The 24,716-nt window shown below is 68.5% G+C and carries 22 protein-coding genes; 4 read left to right on the top strand and 18 right to left on the bottom strand.

Annotated features, from left to right (window positions below):
• From FBY21_RS02370 to FBY21_RS02325, 10 genes are all read right to left on the bottom strand, one after another.
• A complete protein-coding gene (locus FBY21_RS02370; protein WP_142008377.1) occupies positions 1–687 on the bottom strand; it encodes a hypothetical protein in 687 nt (228 codons plus the stop codon).
• Positions 688–764: 77 nt separating this feature from the next.
• Entirely contained in the window at positions 765–3,584 is a 2,820-nt protein-coding gene (locus FBY21_RS02365; RefSeq protein WP_142008375.1) for a PAS domain S-box protein, read from the bottom strand.
• Positions 3,585–3,719: 135 nt separating this feature from the next.
• Positions 3,720–4,436: a response regulator gene (locus tag FBY21_RS02360; RefSeq protein ID WP_313904169.1), complete on the bottom strand. Its 717-nt coding sequence runs from the start codon at positions 4,434–4,436 to the stop codon at positions 3,720–3,722.
• 100 nt (positions 4,437–4,536) lie between these two features.
• Positions 4,537–5,907 (bottom strand): DUF1329 domain-containing protein, encoded by a 1,371-nt coding sequence (locus tag FBY21_RS02355; RefSeq protein ID WP_142008371.1) that lies wholly within the window; start codon positions 5,905–5,907, stop codon positions 4,537–4,539.
• Positions 5,908–5,954: 47 nt separating this feature from the next.
• Positions 5,955–7,898 carry a DUF1302 domain-containing protein gene (locus FBY21_RS02350; protein ID WP_142008369.1) on the bottom strand — a complete coding sequence of 648 codons (1,944 nt, stop codon included), beginning with the start codon at positions 7,896–7,898 and terminating at the stop codon, positions 5,955–5,957.
• 376 nt (positions 7,899–8,274) lie between these two features.
• Positions 8,275–8,739, bottom strand: a complete 465-nt coding sequence (locus FBY21_RS02345; protein WP_044414022.1) for a DUF3859 domain-containing protein — start codon at positions 8,737–8,739, stop codon at positions 8,275–8,277.
• Positions 8,740–8,872: 133 nt separating this feature from the next.
• Positions 8,873–10,291, bottom strand: coding sequence for a short-chain fatty acid transporter (locus FBY21_RS02340; protein WP_142008367.1), 1,419 nt, complete (start codon positions 10,289–10,291; stop codon positions 8,873–8,875).
• Positions 10,292–10,499: 208 nt separating this feature from the next.
• Positions 10,500–11,678 carry an acetyl-CoA C-acetyltransferase gene (locus FBY21_RS02335; RefSeq protein WP_142008364.1) on the bottom strand — a complete coding sequence of 393 codons (1,179 nt, stop codon included), beginning with the start codon at positions 11,676–11,678 and terminating at the stop codon, positions 10,500–10,502.
• A gap of 105 nt (positions 11,679–11,783) precedes the next feature.
• On the bottom strand, positions 11,784–12,440 hold the full coding sequence (locus tag FBY21_RS02330; protein WP_044405779.1) for a CoA transferase subunit B: 657 nt from the start codon (positions 12,438–12,440) through the stop codon (positions 11,784–11,786).
• Positions 12,441–12,470: 30 nt separating this feature from the next.
• A complete protein-coding gene (locus FBY21_RS02325; RefSeq protein WP_069560239.1) occupies positions 12,471–13,166 on the bottom strand; it encodes a CoA transferase subunit A in 696 nt (231 codons plus the stop codon).
• Between the two features lie 120 nt (positions 13,167–13,286).
• Between FBY21_RS02325 and FBY21_RS02320 the strand changes: the two genes are divergently transcribed.
• Together FBY21_RS02320 and FBY21_RS02315 are read left to right on the top strand one after the other, a co-directional pair.
• Positions 13,287–14,213: a LysR family transcriptional regulator gene (locus FBY21_RS02320; RefSeq protein ID WP_142008362.1), complete on the top strand. Its 927-nt coding sequence runs from the start codon at positions 13,287–13,289 to the stop codon at positions 14,211–14,213.
• A gap of 76 nt (positions 14,214–14,289) precedes the next feature.
• Entirely contained in the window at positions 14,290–16,245 is a 1,956-nt protein-coding gene (locus FBY21_RS02315; RefSeq protein ID WP_142008360.1) for an acetoacetate--CoA ligase, read from the top strand.
• Positions 16,246–16,696: 451 nt separating this feature from the next.
• Here FBY21_RS02315 and FBY21_RS02310 read toward each other — a convergent pair whose 3' ends face one another.
• From FBY21_RS02310 to FBY21_RS02285, 6 genes are all read right to left on the bottom strand, one after another.
• Positions 16,697–16,948, bottom strand: coding sequence for a DUF2790 domain-containing protein (locus tag FBY21_RS02310; protein WP_044403681.1), 252 nt, complete (start codon positions 16,946–16,948; stop codon positions 16,697–16,699).
• Positions 16,949–17,138: 190 nt separating this feature from the next.
• Positions 17,139–17,393 (bottom strand): DUF2790 domain-containing protein, encoded by a 255-nt coding sequence (locus tag FBY21_RS02305; RefSeq protein ID WP_142008358.1) that lies wholly within the window; start codon positions 17,391–17,393, stop codon positions 17,139–17,141.
• 206 nt (positions 17,394–17,599) lie between these two features.
• Positions 17,600–18,481: an HlyD family secretion protein gene (locus FBY21_RS02300; RefSeq protein WP_142008355.1), complete on the bottom strand. Its 882-nt coding sequence runs from the start codon at positions 18,479–18,481 to the stop codon at positions 17,600–17,602.
• A gap of 6 nt (positions 18,482–18,487) precedes the next feature.
• Positions 18,488–18,688: a DUF1656 domain-containing protein gene (locus FBY21_RS02295; RefSeq protein WP_142008353.1), complete on the bottom strand. Its 201-nt coding sequence runs from the start codon at positions 18,686–18,688 to the stop codon at positions 18,488–18,490.
• The gene (locus tag FBY21_RS02290) at positions 18,678–20,858 is read right to left on the bottom strand and encodes an FUSC family protein (protein ID WP_044403689.1); all 2,181 of its coding nucleotides are present in this window, start codon (positions 20,856–20,858) and stop codon (positions 18,678–18,680) included. The genes FBY21_RS02295 and FBY21_RS02290 overlap by 11 nt, the downstream gene beginning before the upstream one ends.
• On the bottom strand, positions 20,855–22,357 hold the full coding sequence (locus FBY21_RS02285) for an efflux transporter outer membrane subunit (RefSeq protein WP_142008350.1): 1,503 nt from the start codon (positions 22,355–22,357) through the stop codon (positions 20,855–20,857). The genes FBY21_RS02290 and FBY21_RS02285 overlap by 4 nt, the downstream gene beginning before the upstream one ends.
• Before the next feature lie 175 nt (positions 22,358–22,532).
• On the opposite strand from FBY21_RS02285, the gene FBY21_RS02280 reads away from it, so the two are divergent.
• Complete coding sequence (locus FBY21_RS02280) at positions 22,533–23,477, top strand: LysR family transcriptional regulator (protein WP_044403693.1); 945 nt, start codon at positions 22,533–22,535, stop codon at positions 23,475–23,477.
• Between the two features lie 8 nt (positions 23,478–23,485).
• Here FBY21_RS02280 and FBY21_RS02275 read toward each other — a convergent pair whose 3' ends face one another.
• Entirely contained in the window at positions 23,486–23,698 is a 213-nt protein-coding gene (locus FBY21_RS02275; protein WP_142008348.1) for a hypothetical protein, read from the bottom strand.
• A gap of 214 nt (positions 23,699–23,912) precedes the next feature.
• Between FBY21_RS02275 and FBY21_RS02270 the strand changes: the two genes are divergently transcribed.
• The gene (locus FBY21_RS02270; RefSeq protein WP_074967884.1) at positions 23,913–24,137 is read left to right on the top strand and encodes a hypothetical protein; all 225 of its coding nucleotides are present in this window, start codon (positions 23,913–23,915) and stop codon (positions 24,135–24,137) included.
• Between the two features lie 24 nt (positions 24,138–24,161).
• On the opposite strand, the gene FBY21_RS02265 is transcribed toward FBY21_RS02270, so the two are convergent.
• Positions 24,162–24,632: a hypothetical protein gene (locus tag FBY21_RS02265; protein ID WP_052807548.1), complete on the bottom strand. Its 471-nt coding sequence runs from the start codon at positions 24,630–24,632 to the stop codon at positions 24,162–24,164.
• Positions 24,633–24,716 lie beyond the last annotated feature (84 nt).

The following is a 24,716-nucleotide window of genomic DNA, read 5'->3' as shown; positions in this document are numbered from 1 at the left end:
TCAGGCTGCGTGGCGCACTCCGTCACGCGGTGCACGCTCCAGCCTCAGCACCCGCCCGGATGACCGGGCGCGGCCCCGCACCATCGCCCCCCCCACCACTAGACTCGCCAGCAGCGCCAGCCCCAGGTGCGCAACGCCCAGAGCCGGGCTGCCCCAGGCACACAGCAGCACACCGAGCCCGGACGCCAGCCGTGCCTCACCGCGCAGGCCACGGGCCAGGGCGGGGATCGCCCGGACCGAGCCGCCCGGCAACCGGCGCCAGGCCGCCACCAGCCCCGATCCGGACAGCAGATCCGCCAGCACCAGCGCGTAGGCCAGCAAAGCCGCCCCCAGGCCGAAGGACGCGGAGAGCACCAGCCGCAGGGACGGGTTGTCGAACTGCCAGGTCTCCCCCCCAAGTGGCTGCCAGAACGCCATGATCAGCAGCGCCACCGCGCTCACCATCAGCAGCCGCACGCGGTGGCTGCGGCCAGCGGCCAGCAGCACGGCCGCCACCAGCCCCACCAGCAGCAGCCCGTCCAGTGCCAGGGCGTGCCAAGGCGGCACCGCCAGCGGCCCCTCCAGGTGGAAAGGCGCCAGCGGCAGGCCGGCGAGAAAACCGATGGCGAAGAGGAAGGTGGCCAGGGCGACCAGCCAGCTGGTCAGGCCGAGGGAAACGGCGGCGATGCGTCCGGAGAGGGTGTCCATGATGGCGGTCCTTGATGGCCAGTGGCTGATGGTTACAGCCTGCACCGCCCCTGTATCCGTACTGTGGCTGCCGCCGCTCAGTTTGTTTCAGTACGGTAACTGCCCGCCTCCAGCAGTTCGCCCAGCAGCGCATGCAAGCGGGCCTGGTCCAGCGGCTTGGTCAGCATCGCCCGCACGCCCTGGGCGCGCACGTCCTCCTCCACCAGGCTGTCGCTGAAGCCGGTGTAGAGCAGGATCGGCAGGTCCGCACGGGCCGCCAGCAGGCGCCGCGCCAACTGCATGCCGGTCAACCTCGGCATGCTCTGGTCGAGAATCACCAGGTCCCGCGCGTAAGGGTCGGCCCCCAGGTGCAGGCTGGCCTGCTCCGGGTCGCTGAACAGCTGCACTTCCAGCCCCCAGGTGGCCAGCAGGTCACTCATGAATTCGCCCACCAGCGGGTCGTCGTCCACCACCGCCACCCGCCCCTGCAAGGTCGCACGAACCGGAACATGCTCCGCCGGGCAGCAGGCCATCCCCTCCGGAAGCTGCCCGTCCTCGTGGGCCGGCAGCAGCACGCGGAACACCGCCCCCTGCCCCGCGCCACCCTCCAGCAGGATGTGCCCGCCGTACTCGTGGACGATGCCGTGGACCATGGACAAGCCCATGCCACTGCCCTGGCCGCTGGCCTTGGTGGAGAAGAACGGCTCGAACACCTGCGAACGCAGGCCCGCATCGATGCCCGGGCCGCTGTCGCTCACCGCCAGGCTGACGAAGGGCCCCGCCACCCGCTGCTGGCAGGACGCGCACACGCCATCGCCCAGGTGCTGCCGCTGCAGCTCGATGCGCAAGCGCCCGACGCCGCCCATGGCGTCCCTGGCGTTGATACACAGGTTCATCAGCACCTGCTCCAGCTGCACCGGGTCCGCCAGCACAGGCGGCAGATCGGCCGCCAGGTGGGTCTCCAGCTCGACGGTGGCCGGCAGGGTGGACTCCAGCAGGCGAATGAAGCTGCCCAGCAACCGGTCCAGCGCCGTCACCTGGGGCGTACCCCGGCTGCCACGGCTGAAGGTCAGCATCTGCTGGATCAGGTCGCGGGCCTTCTCCGCCGACCGCTGCACCCGGGTCAGGTACTTGCCCAGGCGCTCGTCGCGCAGAGACTCGGCATGCTCCTGCGCCATCACCGTGTAGCCCAGCATGCTGGTCAGCAGGTTGTTGAAGTCGTGGGCAATGCCCCCGGTCAGATGCCCGATGGCTTCCATGCGCTGGGCCTGGCGCAACTGCTGCTCCAGGCGGGTCTTCTCCTCCTCGGCCTGGCGCCGCTCGGTGATGTCGCGCAGGTAGCAGATGTAACGGGGGCCTTCGTCGCCATTCACATGGGTCAGGGCCAGCTCCGCCGGGAACTCCTCGCCGGAGGCACGGCGCGCCACCACTTCCAGGCGCTTGCCGAGGAAGCTGCCATTGCCGGTCTGCGCGTAGCGCTCCAGGTCCTGTTCGTACATCACGTGGAACCGCTCGGGGATGATCAGCTTCAGCAACCCGCGCCCCAGCGCCTGGTCCCGGGCGATGCCGAAGCAGCGCTCGGCGGCCGGGTTGAAGGCCAGGATGCACCCGGCGCCGTCCATGCTGATGAAGCAATCCAGCGCCGTGTCGGTGATGGTGCGGTGCTGCAGTTCGCTGGCCCGCAGCGCCTGCTCCGCCTCCTTGCGCTGGGTGATCTCGCGGCAGAACACCAGGATGCGGTCCACCCCCGAGAGGGTTACCCGCTTCAGGGTCACATCGTCCCAATGCAGGCTGCCGTCGCGGTTGCGCCGGTGCCACTCGAACCGCTGCGGCTCGCCCGCCGCCGCGCGGGCCAGGAAGCCCGCGGCCTGGCGCCCGGTGTAGGGTTCGTAGCCAGCGCTGAAGGCATCGATGTCCAGCCCGATCATTTCCTCGTAGCTGTAGCCGACCGTCGCGCAGGCACGCGGGTTGGCATCCACCAGCGCTCCGGTCTCCACATCCAGCACCAGGATGGCGTCCTCGGAGCCGGCGAAGATCGCCCGGTAGCTGGCCTCCGCCTCCAGGCGCTCGATCTCCGCCGCCGCCCGTACCGAGAAGATGCGCAGCACCGACTCGGCGCGCTCGCGCTCCTTCATCGGGCCCAGGCGGCCAGCAGCGATCAGCCCCAGCGGCCGGCCATCGGTGGCAAACAGCGGGTAGCCGGCGTAGCTGTCGACCCCATAGGCACGGAAGACAGCGTCATTCGGGTACAGCGCCTGCAACCCGGTGCCGACGAAATGAAAGGCCCGTCCCTGCACGTCGCCGCAGGGTGAACCGCTCAAGGGGTAGGTCGAGTTGGCCTGCAGCGAGCCGTTGTAATACATCGCCAGGGTGGTGAGCTTGTGCGGCCCCTCGTCGCTGATGCGGCTGACGAAGGCGAAGTCAGCACGGAGCGAGCGCACCATGTAGCGGGCGATCGCCTCGAACACCTCGTTGCCGGTGGCCGCCGAAATCCCCAGGGCCACGTAGCGCAGCACCTCCTCGACGCTCTTGCGCGAACTGATGTCGGTGGAGATGCCGCACACCGCCGTCACCCGCCCCTCCGCGTCGAACAAAGGGAACTTGCTCGACAGGTAGGTGCGCACCACGCCGTTGAACGGCAGGCGCTCCTCGAACTCCTGCTCGCGACCCAGTTCCACCACCTTCTGGTCATTGGCCCGCAGCACATCGGCCAGCTCGGCCGGGAAGAACTCATGGTCGACATGCCCGATGACCTGCTCGGCAGTGACCTTGAACACCTGCTCGAACGCCCGGTTCACCAGGCGCAGGCGCCCTTCCAGGTCCTTCACGTAGATGACCGCGCTACTGTTGTCGACGATCTGGCGCAACTGGTGTTCGGCGGCGCCGTCGAACAGCGGGCGGTGGGCCGTCTGGCTCATCGGAAGGCCTCCAGGAGCCTCTTGGGTGAACGGAGTATAGAGAGCCGCCCCGAGGGATTTCAGGGGGTACAACGCGGTTGAAACAATTGAAACAAACGGCGGCCTGGCGCCGAGTAAAAGCGCCAGGCGCGGGGGTCAGCCCGGCACGAACATGTACCCCACCCCGCGCAGGGTGCGGATCACCTGGGGTTTGTCGGGGTCGGTCTCGAGCTTGCGGCGCAGGCGGGCGATGCGGATGTCGATGGAGCGGTCGAAGGGGTTCCAGTCGCGGTTCTGGGTGAGGTTGAGCAACTGGTCGCGGGACAACGGCCGGTTGGGCCGCTGGGCGAAGGCCTGGAGCAGGTCGAACTCCATGGCCGTGAGGGGGATTTCCGCGCCCGAGGCGTCGAACAGCTGGCGGCGCTCCAGGTCCAGGCGGCAGGCGCCCAGTTGCAGGCGGGTATCGGGTTCGACGGGGGCAACGGCCTCCGCCACGGCAGCGGACGCCGGGGCGCGCTGGTAGCGGCGCAGCACGGTCTTGATCCGGGCCAGCAGTTCGCGGGGGTCGAAGGGCTTGGCCACGTAGTCGTCGGCGCCCACTTCCAGGCCGATGGTGCGGTCCACGGCGCTGCCGGCGCCGGAGACCATGATCACCGGCAGGTCGTGGTGCTCGCGCAGGTAGCGGGCGAGGCTCAGGCCGTCCTCGCCGGGCAGGCCGACGTCCAGCAGCACCAGGTCCGGCAAGCCGACTGCCAGGGCCGCGCGCATGCTGCCGCTGTCACAGGCCGTCTCCACCTGGTAGGCGTGGCCGCCCAGGTAGTCCTGCAGCAGTTCGCGCACCTCGGCATCGTCGTCCACCACCAGAATCCTCACCGGCGCCACCATGGTCCTCGCTCATCCCTTCGGTTGGAATCACGCGACTATAACGCGGCGCCGGGTCGGCGAGCAGTCCCGCTGTGGGGCGGAACTGCGGTCAGCGCGAGGCCTTGCGCCTCAAGGCGGCCGGGGTGAAGGCCGCGTCACCGGGGGACGGCTGGCTGAAGTCGACGGTGCCGGGCTCTTCGTTGTCCAGCCACTGCACGCCGTAGCGGCGGGCCTGGAGGTCGTGGAAGGTGTCCAGTGCGGTCCACACCGTGGGCACTTCGTAGAAGTTCTTCAGGTAGGCCATCGACACCCGCCAGAGGTCGCCTCGGCCGTCGTACTGGTCCACCACTGCCGCGCCCCAGCTGTCCTCGTCGAGGAACAGCGTGCGCCGCGAGTAGATGTGCCGGGCGCCGGGCTTGAGCTTGCCATCCACCACCCACACCCGGTGCAGCTCGTAGCGGGTGTACTTGGGGTTGATGTGGCCGGGCTGCAGCAGGTCCTTGTACTTCACCTCGGGGCTGGTGACCTTGTAGTTGTTGTAGGGGATGTAGATCTCCTGCTTGCCCACCAGGGTCCAGTCGTAGCGGTCCGGCGCGCCGTTGTACATGTCGGTGTCATCGGCGGTGCGCAGGCCGTCGGTGGACTCGATGGGCGTGTCGTAGGCCAGGGTCGGCGCCCGCCGCACCCGGCGCTGGCCGGGGTTGTAGCCCCAGGCCTGGCGCGGCTCCTTGACCTGGTCGAGCATCTCCTGCACCAGCGCGCCGTTGCCGGCCAGGCGCGCCGGGGCGGTGGTGAAGCTGAGGTAGTAGAACAGGGTGTTCTGCAGGCCCGCGTAGCTGCCCTTGGGGTCGTAGAAGCGGAACAGCGCCTCGTCCTCGGAGGTGACCAGGGAGTAGGCGCCATTGCGCTGCATGCCCGCCTCCGCCGAGCGCCGCACGATGTAGGTGCCGCGATAACGGGTGATGTGGTTCCACACCGCCTCCAGGCCGTTCTGCGGGATCGGGAACGGCACGCCGCCGTAGGCGTCGGCAAAGCCGTTGCCGCCGTTGAGCAGCTTGGCAGTGGTGGCGTTGCGGCGGATGTTGTCGTAGACCCACTGCGGCGCCGAGCCGGAACGCCGGGTGGCGTAGACCGGCATCTGGAAGCTCTCCGGGTAAGCGTTGAACAGCGCCACCTGGCCCGGCGTCAGGTGCGCCTTGTACTGCTCCAGGTTGGCCTTGGTGATGGTGAACTGCGGGGTGTCGCCGGCGAAGGGGTCGACATGGTGCTGGCCGGGCCCCTTGTAGCCCGCCGGGGTCTGGGTCAGCCCGCCGGTCCAGGCAGGAATGGTGCCGGCAGCGTTGCCAGCCTTCTCGGCGCCGAAGGGGGTCAGCCGGCTGTCGAGCGCGGCGGCCTGGTCGGCCGTCACGGCGGCGCCGGCCTCGGAGGTGATGGTTGCCAGCACGCAGGCGGCCAGCAGCAGCGAAGGTTTGCTCAGCATGGGGGTCTCCCTGTCAGGTGACAGCCCGGCCACGGCCGGGCGCGTGGTCAGAACGAGTACTTGGCGGTGAGCGAGACGTTGTCGCGGTCGCGGGTGCTGTTGTTGCGCCCGGCGCCGTAGTACTCGGTGTACTGCAGGCCCACTTCGAAGCTGTTCAGGTAGCTGGCGTCCACGCCGATGGTGTGTGCCTTGCGCCCTTCGATGAAGTTGCCGGTGCGGTCCGAGTTGCCCTTGAAGTCGTGCTGGAACACCACGTAGGGCGAGAGCTTCACCCCGGCATAGACGTCGTTCCAGCTACCGGACAGCAGCAGCGTGTAGCCGTAGCTGTCGCGACTGATCTGGTCGCTGTCGGTGGTGCGCTCATCCTCGTAGGCCTTGTCGGTGGCACTGGTGAACCTGCGCACCGAGCCGTCGAAGGCGGTGTACTTCAGGCTGCTGCCACGGATGTGCTGGGAGGCCAGCTCGGCCACGCCGATCACCGAGTCGAAGCTCAGCGCCGGGCCGAAGTTGTAGAGGGTGGACAGGGAGGTGTTGTAGGTCTCGGCACGCTCGTAGTTGTCGAAGATCGAACTGCGGCAGAGCTGCTTGCCGGATACCTGGGCGCAGGCGGCATTGCCTGCAACGCTGGCGTCATAGATGTTGGTCAACCCGTTGACACCCTGCCCCAGCAGGTCGCTGAGGAGGTCGTCAGTGGCGGCGATGGCGATCGGCGCGTTGGGGCGATAAGCGATCTCGCCGGACACCGAGGCATCCCCCACCGTGGTGTTGAAGCTGAAGCCGTACATGCGGATGTCTTCGACATATCGCCGCCGGGCCTGGGCATTGCTGGCCATGTCCAGCGTTGCCAACCCTGGGCCAGCCGGCCCGAAGCCCGCCAGGCCAGCCATGTCCACACCGTTGTAGCCGGTCAGGTCGATGGCGATCTGCGGCTCCTTGGCGTGGTAGTTGACGAAATAGAAACCGAACTCGGTGGAGTTCAGCTCCTCCGCCATGTAGCGGAAGGCCACGCCGAACTGGCCGCTGTCGTCCGCCTGCAGGTCCTTGCCGATATTGGCTACCTTGAAGGTCCCGTTCTCCGCGTTGACGTAGGCATTGGGCCCGTAGGCGCCATTGCCGATGGCACCCGCCGCTACCGCCAGGGGGTGCAGGCCCATGATCGCCAGCAGGTCGGGGTTGGCCGTTGTGGTGTACGCCGTATGCCCGCCATCGGCGAACAGGTCGGTGTCGGAGAAGTAGGTGCCCACCGGGTCCAGCCGGGTTTCCTTCCACTTCCACTGGTAGAAGGCCTCCATGGACAGGTTGTCGGTCAGCCCCACGTTGAAGCTCAGCGCCTCCATCGGCACCAGCACTTCCTTCAGCTCCGAGCCCGGCAGGTGGAAGCGCGCCGCATCCACCGGGTTCACGGTGTTCACCCCACCCCGGTAGAACACCCCCTCACCCCAGTTGATGACCTGGCGTCCCACCTTGGCGCCCAGGGGCATGTCGCCGACATCCCAGCTGCCGAACACGTAGGCGTCCAGCACCTCGGCCTTGCGCCCGGCCACGTGGCGGGTGTCCTGGGTGAAGCGGTCGTCATCGGGGAAGGACTGGCTGGGTCGCTCCACGCCACCGGTGGTGCCGTAGTAGTCGTTGCGCTTGTCCATGATCTGGCTGTCGTAGTACGCCGTGCCGCGCACGAAGGCGCCATAGTTGTCGTACTTCAGCGAGAGGTCGGACGTGGCCTTGTACACCTCGGAGACCAGCCCGGTATCGAAATTGCGGTTGCCGTCATCGGCGTTGATGTCGCTGATGTTGTCCTTGTCCCGCCCCTGCACCCGCCACATGGCGCCGTAGGACAGCGTGGTGTCGATGGAGCCGGTGAGCTGGTTGTCCAGCAGGCTGAACTCCACCGCCTGGGCCGAGCCCGCCACCAGCAGGGGCAGCAGCCCCCAGGCGACGCCAGCGGGCCCTGATCGATGGGGTGCGACAGGATTGCGGATGAACCTCTTCATAGCGACGTACCTCCCTTGACGGCCAAGATTTCGGGCCGGCTCTGCGTCCGGTCCTGTTGTTGTTCTTCTCTCGGCTGCGGAACGGCGTCCGGGCACACGGGCAGGCCTCGGCATCGCTCTCGCAGGTGTCCATCCTCGTCGCGGGGGTGCACGCCGGCGACGGTTACGCTGTTCTTGTTGTTGGAGCGGGGAGCGAATCTGGTACGAAAGTGCAAGTACGGTAACAAAGTATGTCCGAGCCTGCCAATACGCCAGTCATCCGCCCAACCAACAGCCGGGCAGTCGTCATTCGGGGAGGGAAATCACAGGCGCCTGGGGCGCGACGGGCCTGGCCCGTGGGGAGGGACCGCCCGGCGGAACCGGGCGGCGAAGGCGGTCAGCGGACCTCGAAACGCTTCTCGGCGAGCAGCCGGTCACCCTGGAACACCATGAAGTGCCAGGCACCGGGCACCACTTCGTGGGTCTCGGTGAACTCATAGGCCATCACGTCCTGGGGAGCGCCCGGGGCCATCTTCTGGATCACCTCGAACTTGTCGTGGCGCTGGCCGTCGGGAGTGGTCACACCCGGGGTGAGGTACAGCAGGGTCAGCGGCGTGTCGTTCTCGCGCTTGCCGACCAGGGTGTAGCGCAGGCCGAACTTGGTGCCGAGCCGGGCGGGCACCACCTCGGTCTGCTGGATGCTCTGGTCGCTGCTGGTCAGCACGCGCTCGCCGGGCTTGAAGTCCTGGTAGCGGCTCTCGAACACGCCGTATTCCACCGGCCCGTCCACCCGGACATCGGCCCAGGCCGCTCCGGACGCCAGGCCGAGGGCGATCAGTGCACTCAGTCGGGTTGCTTTCATGTCGCGCTCCTTGGTTGGGATGGCGGCAGGCTATGACACGTTCATGACCGACTGATGACAGCTTGCCGACCGCCCTCCTCCCCGGCGCCAGCCGGCGACGACACGGGCGTGATGCCCGCGCCACCGCCCGTCCTCAGGGCATCACCGGCGGGATGTAGGCCAGGGTCCGCCCCAGCGCCCAGAGCATCACCAGCACCAGGGGCGCATGCACCAGCAGCTGCACGAAGGAGAAGCCGATCAGGTCACGCGCCTTCAGCCCCAGCACGCCCAGCAGCGGCAGCATGTAGAAGGGGTTGATCAGGTTCGGCAGCGCCTCGGCGGCATTGTAGATCTGCACCGCCCAGCCCAGGTGGTACTGCAGGTCGTTGGCCACCTGCATCACGTAGGGCGCCTCGATGATCCACTTGCCGCCGCCGGAGGGGATGAAGAAGCCCAGCACCGCCGAGTACACGCCCATCAGCAGCGCGTAGGTGTCGTGGCTGGCGATCTGCACGAAGAAGGTGGAAATGTGGTGCGCCAGGGTCTGGCCGTCGTTGCCGTTCACGGTGGTCATCAGCGCGGCGATGGAGCCGTACAGCGGGAACTGGATCAACACCCCGGTGGTGGTCGGCACCGCCCGGGCCACGGCGTCGAGGAAGCTGCGTGGGCGCCAGTGCAGCAGCGCGCCGGCCATGATGAACAGCAGGTTGTAGGTATTGAGGCCGGAGATGGCGGTAATCGCCGGCTTGCTGGCGAACTCCTGGGCCAGCCAGCCGCCGGCCAGGGCCACCAGCAGGATGATCAGCAGCGGGCTGTGTTCCAGCCACTCCCCCGGACGGGTCGGCTTGGCCTGGCGCGGCGCGGTGAAGCTCGGGTCCACCCCGCAGGCCTTGGCGTCACGGGCATTGGCAGCGCTCGGCGCGGTCATGTAGGCCACCACCAGGGACACCACGATGAGCGCCAGCAGCATGACCCCGGATTGCCAGAGGAAGATCGTCTCGGTGAACGGAATCACCCCGGTGATCGCCAGGATCGACGGCGGCAGGCTGGCCGGGTTGGCCTGCAACTGCGCCGCCGACGACGACAGGCCCAGCGCCCACACGGCGCCCAGGCCCAGGTAGGCCGCCGCCCCAGCGGCGCGGTAGTCCATCTTCAGCTCCTCCCGGCGTGCCAGGGCCCGCACCAGCAGGCCGCCGAACACCAGGGAAAGGCCCCAGTTGAGCAGCGACGCGAGCATGGACACCAGCGCCACCCAGGCCACTGCCGAGCGGCCGTTCTTCGGCACCCGCGCCAGGCGGTCGATGAGTTTCGACGCCGGCCCGGAGCTGGCGACCACATAGCCGCCGATGACCACGAAGGCCATCTGCATGGTGAAGGGAATCAGGCTCCAGAACCCGTCACCGAAGGCCTTGGCCGCCTGGCTGGCAGGCGCGCCCATGGCCAGCACGGCCAGGGTCACCAGCATCACGGCCGCGGCGGCGAAGACCCAGGAATCGGGGAACCAGCGCTCGGCCCAGGCGGAGCACCGCATGGCAAAACGGGCGGAGCGGCTTTCTTGGAGTTGCGTGACCATCGGTCTACCTCACTGTTGTTCTTGTCGGCCAGGCATGGAGGGCACCGGCACTGGATAGGGTGGAGCGGCTCGGGGATCTGCGCCCCCTGTGGGTCTGAAACGACGACACCACGCCAGGGCGTGGTACGTCCCGCCCCGCGCAGGTGCGCGGAGCGTTGCGTGAACAAGCGTGTGGCCAGGCCGACCGGGGCGTCGGCCCGGCAGGCGATCAGCGCTCGATGGCCAGGGCCACGCCCTGCCCGCCGCCGATGCAGAGGGTGGCGAGGCCTTTCCGGGCGTCGCGCTTGATCATCTCGTGCAGCAGGGTCACCAGCACGCGGCAGCCGGAAGCGCCGATGGGGTGGCCGAGGGCGATGGCGCCGCCGTTGACGTTGACCTTGCTCACATCCCAGCCCAGCTCCTGGCCCACGGACAGGGCCTGGGCGGCGAAGGCTTCGTTGGCTTCGATCAGGTCCAGCTCGGCCAGGTTCCAGCCGGCTTTCTCCAGGCAGCGGCGGGTCGCGGAGACCGGGCCGATGCCCATGATCGCCGGGTCGACACCGGCGCTGGCGTAGCTGGCGATGCGCGCCAGCACCGGCAGGCCGAGGGCCTTGGCCTTGTCGGCGCTCATCAGCAGCACGGCGGCGGCGCCGTCGTTGAGGCTGGAGGCGTTGCCGGCGGTGACGCTGCCGTCCTTCTTGAACGCCGGCTTGAGCTTGGCCAGGGACTCGGCGGTGGTGCCGGCGCGGGGCTGCTCGTCGGTGGCGAAGGCGATGGGCTCGCCCTTCTTCTGCGGGATCAGGATGGGGGTGATCTCATCCTTGAAGCGCCCACCTTCGATGGCCGCGCAGGCCTTCTGCTGGGAGGCGGCGGCGAAGGCGTCCTGGGCTTCCCGGCTGATGCCGTACTTTTCCACCAGGTTCTCGGCGGTGATGCCCATGTGGTAGTCGTTGAAGGCGTCCCACAGGCCGTCCTGGATCATGGTGTCCACCAGCTTGGCGTGGCCCATGCGCAGGCCGGTGCGGGCACCGGGCATCACGTAGGGGGCGAGGCTCATGTTCTCCTGGCCGCCGGCGATCACCACCTCGGCATCGCCGCAGCGGATGGCCTGGGCCGCCAGGTGCAGGGCCTTGAGGCCGGAGCCGCAGACCTTGTTCAGGGTCAGGGCCGGCACGGCGTGGGGCAGCCCGGCGAGGATGGCGGCCTGGCGGGCGGGGTTCTGGCCGGAGCCTGCGGTGAGCACCTGGCCGAGGATGACCTCGTCGACCTGGGCCCCGTCGAGGCCGGTCTGGGCCAGCAACTGGCGGATCACGGCGGCGCCCAGCTCCGGCGCGGGGATGTTGGCCAGCGAGCCCTGGAAGCTGCCGACGGCGGTACGGGTGGCGGCAACGATGACGACGTCTTGCATGTCGATTCCTCCTCTCGGCCACGCCACGACGGACCTGGCCGGTCAATAAAAAACCGCCCCGGGAACCGCCATGCGTGGTGGCGGCGCGTCGGGGCGGCAGGGTAATCAGAAGCTCATTTCGATCACATCGTCCGGCACCACCAGCGGGCCGGCTGTCTTGGCGACGATCTCCTCCACGCTCACCCCGGGGGCGCGCTCGCGGAGGATGAAGGTGCCGTTCTCGATCTCCAGGTAGGCCAGGTCGGTGAGCACCTTGCGGATGCAGCCGCACCCGGTCAGCGGCAGGCTGCAATGGCGCAGCAGCTTGGACTCGCCGTCCTTCGAGGCGTGGGTCATGGTGACGATGATGTTGTCGGCACCGGCCACCAGGTCCATCGCGCCGCCCATGCCCTTGACCAGCTTGCCGGGGATCATCCAGGAGGCGATGTTGCCGTTGACGTCCACCTCGAACGCCCCCAGCACGGTGAGATCCACGTGCCCGCCGCGGATCATCGCGAAGGACTCGGAGGAGTCGAAGATCGCCGCACCCTTGACCGCCGTGACGGTCTGCTTGCCGGCGTTGATCATGTCGGCGTCCACTTCCGCCTCGGTGGGGAAGGCGCCCATGCCCAGCAGGCCGTTCTCGGACTGCAGCATCACTTCCATGCCCTCGGGCACATAGTTGGCCACCAGGGTGGGGATGCCGATCCCCAGGTTCACGTAGTAGCCGTCCTTCAGTTCGCGGGCCACGCGCTGGGCCATCTGTTCGCGGGTCAGTGCCATGTCGGTTTCCTCGGATTCGTCGTGTCGTGGTCAGCGAGTGGTGCGCTTTTCGATGCGCTTCTCGAAGGAGCCCTGGATGATGCGGTCGACATAGATGCCCGGGGTGTGGATCTGCGCCGGGTCCAGCTCGCCCGGCTCGACGATCTCCTCCACCTCCACCACCGTGATGCGCCCGGCGGTGGCCACCACCGGGTTGAAGTTGCGCGCGGTGTGGCGGTAGATCACGTTGCCGTAATGGTCGGCCTTCCAGCCCTTGACGATGGCGAAGTCACCGGTGATGGACGGTTCGAGGATGTAGTGACGGCCGTTGAACTGGCGCGCTTCCTTGCCCTCGGCCACAGGGGTGCCGTAACCGGTAGCGGTGTAGAAGGCCGGGATGCCGGCGCCGCCTGCGCGCAGCTTCTCGGCCAGGGTGCCCTGGGGCGTGAGTTCCACCTCCAGCTCACCGGAGAGCAGCTGCTGCTCGAACAGCGCGTTCTCGCCCACGTAGGAGGCGATCATCTTGCGGATCTGCCGGTCCTCCAGCAGCACGCCCAGGCCGAAGCCATCGACGCCGCAGTTGTTGGAGACCACGGTGAGGTCACGCACCCCGCGCCGCCGGATCTCGGCGATCAGGTTCTCCGGAATGCCGCAGAGGCCGAAGCCCCCGGCCAGGACGGTCATGCCATCGGTGAGCCCGTCGAGGGCTTCCGCGTAACTGCCTACACGCTTGTCGAGTCCGCTCATCGCTGATCCTCTGTTGTTGTTCTGCCTGGCCAGCCGGCCGGTGAGTGGGATGCAGCTTCTCGCGCACGGACTCATTTGTTAATTTTGTTTTTCCTCAGTATTGATCCGAAATCCTGATAAATGACCGTCAAGCAACTGCGCGCCTTCCTCGCCGTCGCCCAGAGCCTGAGCTTCGCCCAGGCCTGCGAACGCCTGCACCTGTCCCAGCCGGCCCTGTCCCTGGCGATCAAGACCCTGGAGGAATCCCTCGGCGGACAGCTGCTGGTGCGCACCACCCGCAGCGTCGCCCTCACCCCCGAGGGCGAGACCCTGCTGCCCATAGCCCGGCGCCTGCTGGCCGACTGGGACGACGCCGAAGAGCTGCTGCACCAGCACTTCACCCTGCAACTGGGCAAGGTCGCCATCGCCGCCATGCCCTCCTTCGCCAGCAACCTGCTGCCGGTGGCGCTGAAGGCGTTCCGCGACCGCCACCCGAAGGTGAACGTCGCCGTGCATGACGTGATCAACGAACAGGTACTGGAAATGGTGCGCAGCCACCGCGTGGAACTGGGCATCGCCTTCGAGCCGTCGAGCCTGGAAGGCCTGGCCTTCACACCTTTCTACAGCGACCGCTTCGTCGCCGTGGTGCCGGCCGGCTGCGCGCTGGCCGAACGCGACACGGTGAGCTGGGCGGAGCTGCTGGGCGAGCCCTTCATCACCCTGCAACGCCCCTCGGCCGTGCGCCTGCTGCTGGAAGACAGCGTCGCCACCCGCCACGGCCACCTGCCCGTGGCTTTCGAAAGCCACCAACTGGTCACCGTCGGTCGCATGGTCGCCCAGGGCCTGGGGGTCAGCGCCGTCCCCAGCCTGTGCATCCAGCAGATGGAAGAACTGGGCGCCCGCTGCGTCCCCCTCGACACCCCGCAAGTGGAACGCCGCGTCGGCCTGCTGCGCCTCGCCAGCCACCAACTCTCCACCGCCGCCCAGGCCCTGGCCGACGTGCTGCTGCACCTGCGCGATTGGGAGCACCAGCTCACGCCAGCGCGCCCGTTCCACGGCATCGGCTGAGGTACACCGCACCCGGCTTTCCCCCGGTGTCTGGAGGGCCCATTATTCGGGCATTCCCGTGCACGAGGATGTCCCCATGAGCCAACCTCTCTGGAGCCCGAGCCCCGAGCGAATCGCCGCCACCCGGATGGAAGCCTTCCGCCGCCATGTTGCCGAACGCCATGGCGTGGCCGTGCCCGACTACGCCGCGCTGCACGCCTGGAGCGTGGCGGACCGACCGGCGTTCTGGTCGACCCTGGCCGCGTGGTTCGAGGTGCGTTTCCACCAGCCGCCCCGCGCGGTATTGGAAGAAGGCCCGGCCATGCCGGATGCGCGCTGGTTTCCCGGGGCGACGCTGAACTTCGCCGAGCACCTGCTGCGGCGCCGTGATGACGCGCCGGCGCTGGTGGCGGTGGACGAGGACGGCAGCCGGGTGCAGCTCTCCCATGCCGAGCTGGCCGCCCAGGTCGCCGGGTTGCAGCGCAGCCTGCGGGCGCTGGGCGTCGGGGTGGGGGATCGGGTGGCGGCCTTCATGCCCAACACCTGGCAGACGGTGGTGGGCATGCTCGCCAGCGCCTGCCTGGGGGCGACCTGGTCGTCCTGCTCGCCGGACTTCGGCACCCAGGGGGTGATCGACCGCTTCGGGCAGATCGAGCCCAAGGTGCTGATCGCCGCTGCCGGCTACCACTACGCGGGCAAGACTCTCGACCTCACGCCCAAGCTCAACGAGATCCTCGCCCGCCTACCCAGCCTGGAGCAGTTGCTGGTGGTGCCCCATGCTCGCCCGGACGCCAGGGCGGAGGACTTCCAGACCCCGGCGCGGGTGGCGCTGTGGGGCGACTTCTACCAGCCCGGCGGCGAGCCCGTGTTCGTTCCCGTGCCCTTCGACCAGCCGCTCTACATCCTCTACTCCAGCGGCACCACCGGCGTGCCCAAGTGCATCGTCCACGGCGTCGGTGGCACCCTGCTGCAACACCTGAAGGAGCACGGCCTGCACTGCGACCTGAAGGCCGAGGACACGCTGTTCTACTACACCACCTGCGGCTGGATGATGTGGAACTGGCTGGTCTCCGGCCTCGCCCTGGGCGCCACCCTGGTGCTCTACGACGGCTCACCTTTCCACCCCGCCCCGGAACGCCTGATCGACCTGATCGACGCCGAAGGCATCAGCCTCTTCGGCACCAGCGCCAAGTACATCGCCGCCCTGGAGAAGGCCGGCGTGGAGCCCTGCCGCAGCCACCGGCTGGAACGCCTGAAGACGGTGCTTTCTACCGGCTCCCCCCTGGCCCACGAAGGCTTCGACTACCTCTACCGCCGCTTCAAGGCGGACCTCTGCGTGTCGTCCATCTCCGGCGGCACCGACATCGTCTCCTGCTTCGCCCTGGGCAACCCGGTGCTGCCGGTGTGGCGCGGCGAGCTGCAATGCAAGGGCCTGGGCATGGATGTGCAGGTGTGGGACGAACAGGGTCAGCGCCTGGTGGGCGAGAAAGGCGAGCTGGTCTGCGCCCGGCACTTCCCATCGATGCCGGTGGGGTTCTGGAACGACCCGAACGGGGAGAAATTCCATGCGGCCTATTTCGAAACCTTCCCCGGCGTCTGGGCCCACGGCGACTACGCCGAGGAAACCGTCCATGGCGGCCTGGTGATCCACGGCCGCTCGGATGCGGTGCTCAACCCCGGCGGCGTGCGCATCGGCACCGCCGAGATCTACCGCCAGGTGGAGAAGATCGATGAGGTGCTGGAGTCGATCGCCATCGGCCAGGACTGGCAGGGCGATGTGCGGGTGGTGTTGTTCGTGCGCCTGCGCGAGGGCGTGGCGCTGGACGAGGCCTTGCAGGCGCGCATCCGCCGGGTGATCCGCGACAACACCACGCCGCGCCATGTGCCGGCGAAGATCGTGGCGGTCAGCGACATCCCCCGCACCATCAGCGGCAAGATCGTCGAGCTGGCGGTGCGCAACGTGGTCCACGGTCGTCCGGTGAAGAACACCGACGCCCTGGCCAACCCCGCCGCGCTGGAGCAGTTCCGCGACCGCGCGGAATTGGCTGACTGACAGGCACCCGCACATGGAAAACGGCCGAGGCGGCCACCACCGCCCGGCCTACCCCCATCCAGGGAAATGGCCGACGGGGCGGCCGAATGAAGGGAAATTCCACGTCGAGCGTTCGCGAGCAAAGCTCGTTCCCATCACCGCGGCAACCCGAGCCGCCTTGCGCAGGGTGGGCCGGGCGGCGTTCCGCTTCAGCCCACCATCGACGTCACCTTGATGCCGGTGGTGAACGTGGAGCGCGCCACGTATGCGGTAGCCCGGACTTCAGTCCGGGGCGGCAAGCACCCTTCCCGGGCTGAAGCCCGGGCTACGTGTCTGCATGGAGCTATCGGGTATTCCCGCTCGATGGGCTTCGCTGCGCTCAGCGCCATCCTACGGGGTGCTTGAGGCCGGATTGCGGCATGCAAAAAGCCCGGCACATGGCCGGGCTTTTTGGGTGGGTCAGGGGGACGGCTCAGTTGGAGCAACCGTTGCCGAACACGCGGTATTCCACGCGGTGGATTTCGCCCTGGCGGTCTTCGTAGACCATGTGGGCGGGGACGACCTCGCAGACGTCCGGGATGCGGCTGTGGGAGATGACCTTGGCCACATCGAGCTTCATGCCGTAGTGGTAGGTCTTGGTCTGGATGCCGTCGTCCATGGCGGGTGTGGTCGCGAGGGCCAGGGGCGAGAGAAGCGCCAGGGCCAGGGCGGTCAGTACTTTCATGGGCAGTCCCCGTAGGTCTGGAGGGTGGTCGCCGGCCGGGTAGCAGGCGGCGAATTCACGCTATCGGCAGCCTGGATTTCCTACAGGCTGTACGCCTGCCCCCACGCGGCAGGCACGTCCTACAAAACGCGGGCCCCTGAAACGACAATGCCCGGCTCATCGGGCCGGGCATTTGTCAGGGAGCGGGCGGTCAGCCGTTGGAGCAGCCGTTGCCGAACACCATGTACTCCAGGCGGTGCACCTTGCCCTGGTGGTCCTCGTAGGTCAGGTAGGCCGGCACCACGCCGCACACATCAGGGACCTCGCTGCGGGAAATCACGCGGGCGATGTCCAGGTCCATGCCGTACTGGTAGTGCTCGACCTCGGCGGGAACGGCCTGGTCAGGCGAGGCAGCGAAGACGAGCGGAGACAGGCCGGCAAGCGCCAGCAACAGGAAAGCTTTCATGGGTTCTAGTACTCGATTGCCTTGAGAAGGGCTTCGGCCCGCCCTCCACGAGCGGGCCGAAGGTATTGCGCGACACCGCACACGAACGGTGAAGTGGATCAAGCATGTGCCTCTGTCGTGGGAGGCGGAATCCATTCTAATGCCCGCCCCACGGGGCTTACAGGGCGATCCAGCACAAGGACTGTGACGTGCTGGTCAACAATCCCTCAGGCGCCGGGCTGGCCCTGGCGCGACTCGTCCACCACCACCGTGCAGGTCATCCCGGCGGACAGCTCCAGCCCCTCGGGGACCTCGTCCAGGTGGATGCGCACCGGCACCCGCTGGGCCAGACGCACCCAGTTGAAGGTGGGGTTCACGTCGGCCACCAGCTCGCGGCTTTCCGGGTTGTCGCGGTCGTAGATGCCGCGCGCCACGCTGTCCACGTGACCGAGCAGGCGCTCGCCGCTCATCAGGCGCATCTCCACCTTCGCGCCCTGGCGGATGCGCGGCAGGCGGGTCTCCTCGAAGTAGCCGTTGACGTAGAAGGAGTGCGCATCCACCAGCGCCATGCCGGCCTGCCCGGCGTGCACGTAGTCGCCCCGGTAGAGGTTGAGGTTGGTCACGTAGCCGTCCACCGGGGCGCGGACTTCGGTACGTTCCAGGTCCAGCCGTGCGGCGTCGAGCCGGGATAGCGCCTGGCGGTAGCGGGCCATGGCGCCGTCGGCCAGGTGGCCGGCGTCCTCGCGGTTCTCCCGCGAGACCACCAGGTCGTCCATGTCCGCCCGCCGGCGGGCGTTCAGCCGGCGCATCTCCAGGTCGGCCTTGCGCGCGGCCACCTCGGCCTCGGCGTCACGCACGGCCAGCTCGTAGTGGGCACGGTCGATGCGCACCAGCACGTCGCCGGCCTTGACCCGTTGGTTGTCGCGCACCGGGATCTCCACCACCAGCCCGGCCACGTCGGGGGCGATGTTGATCACGTCGGCCCGTACCCGGCCGTCGCGGGTCCAGGGCGAGTCCATGTAGTGTTGCCACAGGCGCTGCACCAACAGCACCGCCAGGGCGAGGATGAGCAGGGTCGCGCCGACACTGATGATTCGTTTCACGGACAGGGTCTCTCAACGGTAGGTGGCCAGGGCCAGGGAGGCGTACAGGCAGGTGAACAGGCAGACCCGCAGCAGCACGGGGTGCCAGGCCAGGCGGTAGAGGCCGAGCCGCGCGGCGAGGCGGTCGATCAGCCAGCCACCGACCAGGGTGATCAGGAACAGCAGGGTCAGGCTCGGCAGGTAGACGCCGTGCACGGCGATTTCACGGGGCATGGGCGGGTACCGGGGCGGTGCCGGCGTCCTGGTGCTCGGCCCAGGGTGCCAGGGGGTCCAGCAGGGAGGTGCGGATGAAGTGCAGGTAGCTCTGCAACCGGCGCAGCGGCGAGGTCTCGAACTGTGGCGCGCAGGGCTCTGGGGTGGCGCGCACCGCCTCGATGGCCTGCTCAACGGCCTGCAGCGCACGCTGGCGATTGACCTCGCCGGGCTGGATCAGCAGGCGGATCAGTGCCCGGCCCATGGCGCGCACGGCGTGGCGCCAGGGCATGGATTCGGCATAGCAGGACAGCGCCGGTAGGCGCGCCTGCTCCAGGCGCAGTTCGATCACCGCGTGCCCCACCTCCTGCACGGCGAACATCCAGCGCAGCAGCCGGCGCTGGATGTCCGGACGCCCGGCGGAGAAGGCATAAGCCTGGGCCAGCAGGTCGCGGGTGCCGCTTTCGAAACCGCTCACCAGCCCACGGATGCGCCCGCTGACGGTGTGCACCGCGCACATGCGCAGGTCGTGCTCCAGGCGCCGCCACAGCCAGGGCCGGTTGGGCGGCAGAATCAGCGCCGCCGCCAGGGTCGCCACGGTCATCGACAGCAGCACCGCCAGGTACTCGTTGAGCAGCCGGTAAGGGTCGTACTGCACCAGGTTGCCCGGCAGCGACAGCAGGCAGAACCACACCAGCAGCCCCACGCCGTAGCCGGACCAGGCCGGGCGCGACAGCAGCAGCGCGCCAAGGGCGAAGGTGGGCGCCAGGGCGCAGCAGAGCATGACGAAGCCATCCAGCGAGGGCAGCACGCAGAAGGTGGTGAAGATGCCCGCCAGGGCGCCGCCGGTGGCGCCCAGGGTCAGCTGCAGCGCCAGCCGCTTGGGGTTGGAGGAGGACGAGGCCAGGGCCGAGATCATCCCCACCGTCATGGTGAAGGTCTCCCCGGCGGGCCAGGCGGTGGCCATCCAGAAGGTGCCCAGGGCGAGGATCAGCAGGCTGCTGCGCATCCCTGCCACGGCGGCGGCCAGGGGGTTGGCGCGGGGGCGGAAGCTCTCCTGCCAGTCCTCGCGGTGGTGGCGGTGTTCCAGCAACGAGGCCAGGGTCATGGCGTAGCCGTGGAGGTCGTCGACGAAGCGGAACAGCAGCTCGGCGGCGGTATCGAAATCCAGCGCGCCGGCTTCGTCCACCTGGCGCTCGGCCAACCAGCCGCGCCCGCTGCGGATCAGTTGCATCAGCTCCTGCCGGCAGGCGGCCAGGCGTTCGGCGAACTCTGCCGCCTCGGCGTCGCTGCCCAGGCGCTCGCGCTGCGCGGCCAGCAGCGCCGAGACTTCGCCCAGGCACGGCTGCAAGGCCTCGCGCACCAGGTGGGCGCCGCCCAGGTGCAGGCGCTTGAGCAACTGGTGCAAGGCGTGGAAGCGTGTGGAAAGGACCATGAACTCGTTGTTCAGCCGCGCCAGCCGCCCGGCGCGCATGCGCATGTGCGGGTCCTCGAAGGTGGTGGCGTTGCGCATGTTCTCCAGACCCACGGCCACGGCGGCGAAGCGGGCGTTGAGCGCTTCGAAGCGCTCGCTGTCGAGGCTGCCGGCCAGGCCTTCGCAGGCGAATGCAGCGAAGTCTCGAAAGCGCGCCTGCAAGGTGCCGCGCAGGTCGGCGCTGGTGGTCTGGGGCAGCACCAGGGCGCTGACCAGGCCGGTGCAGAGGATGCCCAGGGTGATCTCCAGCACCCGCCACAGCGCCGACATGAAGGCGCCTTCGGGGTGCAGGGTGGCGGGCAGGCCGATGATCACGGCGGTGTAGCCGGCCAGCACGCAGGCGTAGCCACGGAAGTCCCGGTAGCGTGCCGCGCCGGCGGTGCACAGGCCGATCCAGATGGCGATGGCCAGCATGAACAGCACCCGCTCCTGGTTGAACAGGGCGATCAACGCCACCATCACCGTCAACCCCAGCAGCGTGCCGATGATGCGGTAGAAGCTCTTGGCCAGGACCTGCCCGCTCTGCGGCTGCATGACGATGAACACGGTGACAAGCACCGTACCGGGCTGCGGCAGCTCCAGGCGGTAGGCCAGCCACAGGGCGATGAAGGCGGTGAGCAGGGCCTTGAAGATGAAGACCCAGGTGACCCCTTCGGTACGGGCCCAATGGGCGAGGTCACGGCGCAGCGCCGTGGTCCAGGTAGCGTCGATGTTCATGGGCGTGCCAGGCGGAAGCGGGGTTCGGAGGGCGTCAGGTGTTCAGGGGCGGGGCCGGCTTCCTGGGGCAGGCCACCGCCCAGTTGCAGCAGCAGGTCGGCCTGGGCGGCGAGGCGCCGTGCGCGCACCTGCTGTTCCACGCGCTGGGCCTCGAACAGGGCCGGCTGCGCCTGCAGCACCTCGCTGTAGTCGGTCAGCCCGCGTTGCTGGGCCAGCAGCGTCAGGTCGCAGGCGTGTCGCGCCTGGGCCACGGAGACTTCCGCCAGGCGCTGTTGCTGGTGCAGCGACTCCAGGCGCACCAGGGCATCGGCCACGCCCTTGATGGCCTGCACCAGGGTCTGGTCGTAATGCCCCACTGCCAGGTCGTAGCCGGCGCTGGCTTCGACCAGTTGGCCGCGCCGCCGCCCGCCGTCGTAGACCGGCAGGGACAGCGCCGGGCCGAGGCCCCAGGTGAGCTTGTCGTAGCGCAGGAAATCCAGCACGCCGCCCTGCACCGCCGAGCTGCCAAGACCACCGAGCAGGTCGACGTTGGGGTAGAAATCCGCCTTGGCCGCCTCGATGCCCTTGGCTTCGGCCGCCACCTGCCAGCGTGCCGCCACCAGGTCCGGGCGATGGCCTAGCAGTTCCAGGGGCAGGCGCGGCGGCAGGCCGATGTCCCTGAGCAGCGCCAGGCGCGGCCGTGTCATGGCTTCGGCAGCCCCCGGCCCCTCCCCTGCCAGTGCGGCGATCAGGTTGTGATCGAGGGCGATGCTTTCGCGCAGTTCGTCAATCTGCCGCTCCACGGGCGGAATGCCCATTTCCGCGCGGGTCACCTCCAGGCGGGTGCCGATGCCATCGTGGCGACGACGCTTGGCCAGCCCCACCAGTTGCTGGCGCTGGGTCAGCTCGGCCTGGGCGATGTCCAGCTGGCTGTGATGGAGCGCGAGGCCGATGTACGCGCGCACCAGGTTGCCCTGCAGCTCCAGGGCTGCCAGGCGGGCTTCGGCGACGCTGGCCCGGGCGCGGTCCACCGCTGCCTCGCCACGGGCACGCTCGCGGCCCCAGAGATCCAGCGGGTAGCTGAAGCCGAGCTGGCTGGTGTTGTTCCACGAGCTGGTGCGCGCCAGGTCGCCGGGGCCATAGAAGGCGTCGTCGGGCCAGCGCTTGCGCTGCACGTTGGCGGCCAGGCCGAGGCTGGGCGATTCGTCCGCCTCCACCACGTGGGCCAGGGCCCGCGCCTGGCGGACCCGGGCGGCGGCCATGTCCAGGCTCGGGCTGCCGGCCAGGGCGCGGTCCATCCAGGCGTCCAGCTGCGGGTCGCCGAAGGCTCGCCACCACTGGCTGGCGGGCCAGCCGGCCTGGGCCTCGGCCGAGGCGATGGCGGCCCCCACCTCCAGCGCGGCCGGGTCGGGGACCTGGCTGGCTGGGGCGATGCCGTTGGAGTCGATGCAGGAACAGAGGAGCGGGAAACAGACGTACAGGCTGACCCGGAGCAAGCCGGGCCGATCGATGCGGGGCACGTGCGGCGAATCCTGATGGCAAGGGCTCTGGTGGCCCGTAACGGCGGCGATTCTATGTGTCGCCCGGGGGTCAGGATAAGCACACGGATAGGTGATTCATTGTGTACTCAGCGGCCATAATCGGCGGCACCACTTCATGCCAGAATTCGCGCCCCGTTCCGGGCCGGAGCCCTTGATGGACATCCTCTTCAACATGCGTGCCTTCGTCTGTGTCGCGGAGACCGGCAGCTTCACCGCCGCCGCCCAACGACTGGACCTGACCACCTCCTACGTTTCCCGCGCGGTCGCCACCCTGGAGACCCACCTGCGAACCCGCCTGTTGCACCGAACCACCCGCCGCATTGCCCTCACCGAAGCCGGCCAGCGCTACCTGATGCGATGCGAGCAGATCCTCGGCTACATCGAGGAGGCCGAAGCCGAAGCCAGCGAAGCCCATGCTCGCCCCGCCGGCAACCTGAAGGTCCACGCCATGACCGGCATCGGCCAGCACTACCTGATCGAAGCCATCGCCCAGTACGCCGAGACCTACCCGGACGTGAGCTTCGACCTGACCCTGGCCAACCGCACTACGGACATCCTCGACGAGGGTTACGACATTTCGGTGGTGATCGCCCAGGAGCTGCCGGACTCGGGCTTCATCTCCAAGCAGCTGGGCACCACCTACAGCGTGCTCTGCGCCTCCCCCGGCTACATCGCCAAGCACGGCGCGCCACGCCAGCCCGCCGACCTGCTGGGGCATCGCTGCCTGCGCCTGGTGAACTCGGTGATGTCGCTGGACAAGTGGACCTTCGATGGCCCGGACGGGCAGCAGATGATCACCATCACCCAGACGCCCTTCCAGGTGAACACCGCCGATGCGCTGACCGAGGCGCTGCGGGCGGGCATGGGCATCGGCGTGCTGCCGGTGTACTCGGCGGTGCACGGCCTGCGAGACGGCAGCCTGGTGCGGGTGCTGCCCCATCACAGCCTGTTCCCGCTGGGCATCTATGCGCTGTACCCGTCGCGGCAGTTCCTCGATGCGAAGATCCGCACCTGGGTGGAGTTCCTCCGCGACTTCCTCCCAGGCCGCCTGAAGGCCGACGAGTCGGTATTGCTGGAGCACAGCGCAACGCTGGGTTGAGCCTTCCGTCAGGCGGCGAGCGCAGCACCCTGGCGCTTGCGCCGCTTGGCGCTCTCCAGCAACCAGATGGCCTGGCTGGCCTGGGCGTCGGCCAGGCTGACGAAGGGGCCGGCCTTCACCGCGCCATCCAGCACCACCAGCCAGCACGCCAGGTGGCCGGCGCGGCGCAGGGTTTCGGGGACGGCTGAGCCGACCAGGGACATGATCTCGGCACTGTGCATGCTGGACTCCAGGGCGATGTGGACGATGGCGCCACTCTAGGAGCCGGCCTGGCGGTGCGGAAATCAGTCCGCTCGATAGTGCTCATGGGTCGCCACGATGCCGCCACCGCCCTGCCCGCGCTGACCGGCGAGGAGCCCCTGAAGCCGCCAAATGCCCCGCACCTTCATTACATTCCGCCGTCCAACATCGGACAGCCGCAAGCGGAGACGCGAGATGCCTGGCAGCAATCGATACGAAATCATCTACCGGCTCCACGGGAGCCCGCAGGCGTTCATCGTCGAACGGGACGGACCGCCCAGCAGCGCCGATATCCATGCGCTGCTGGTGGAGCGACACGGCATTCCACTGGGGGAGACGCCGCCGAGGGACAACAAGGACTACCTGCGCCTGACCACCGGCCACGGCATCCAGGACGTGGCGGTCAGGCGCAAGTACTGACGGCCACGCAGGCCGTCGGCAGGATCAGCTGAGGGTGCCGAGGTTGAAACCGGTGACCGAGGCCAGGGTGCCGCGCCACAGGGTCAGCCCGGTGCAGGTCAGGCCACCGGCGGCGTAGACGCTGACATCACGCAGGTGGATGTACTGGGGCGGCAGCAGGTTCGGGTCTTCCCCGGTGGACTTGGCCATGACGCCGAGCTTGGCGAAGGTGGCGCGGATGTCCTCGCGGCCCTCTTCCGGCCAGGAGTGGGCGTATTCCTGGGCGAACAGGTCGAAGTAGCTCTCCACGGAGATCAGCGTGCCGCTGACCAGGCCCGCGCCGACGGTGAGGGTGATGCCCACTTCCACGCCGAGTTCGTTGGCCTGGCGCACCAGCATCTGCAGGAACCAGTCCATGCTGCGCCCCGTCCACTCGAAGTCCTTCGCCGTGCTCAGGTCATAGCTGCTGAGGATTTCGGCGGCATTCGACTTGGGGGTGTTCTGGGTGTCGCTCATTCGTCCATCTCCGTGGTTGCGGGGCTTGAAGTCCAAGGGTTATAGCACGGCGCCGGCGACAGGCAGGCGCCGCCGTTGCGCGGC

Origin of the sequence: Pseudomonas sp. SLBN-26, from assembly GCF_006715895.1 — a bacterium.
GTDB classification, from domain to species: domain Bacteria; phylum Pseudomonadota; class Gammaproteobacteria; order Pseudomonadales; family Pseudomonadaceae; genus Metapseudomonas; species Metapseudomonas otitidis.
Note: the sequence above shows the minus strand (reverse complement) of the source record. Positions and strands in the feature narration are given on the sequence as shown.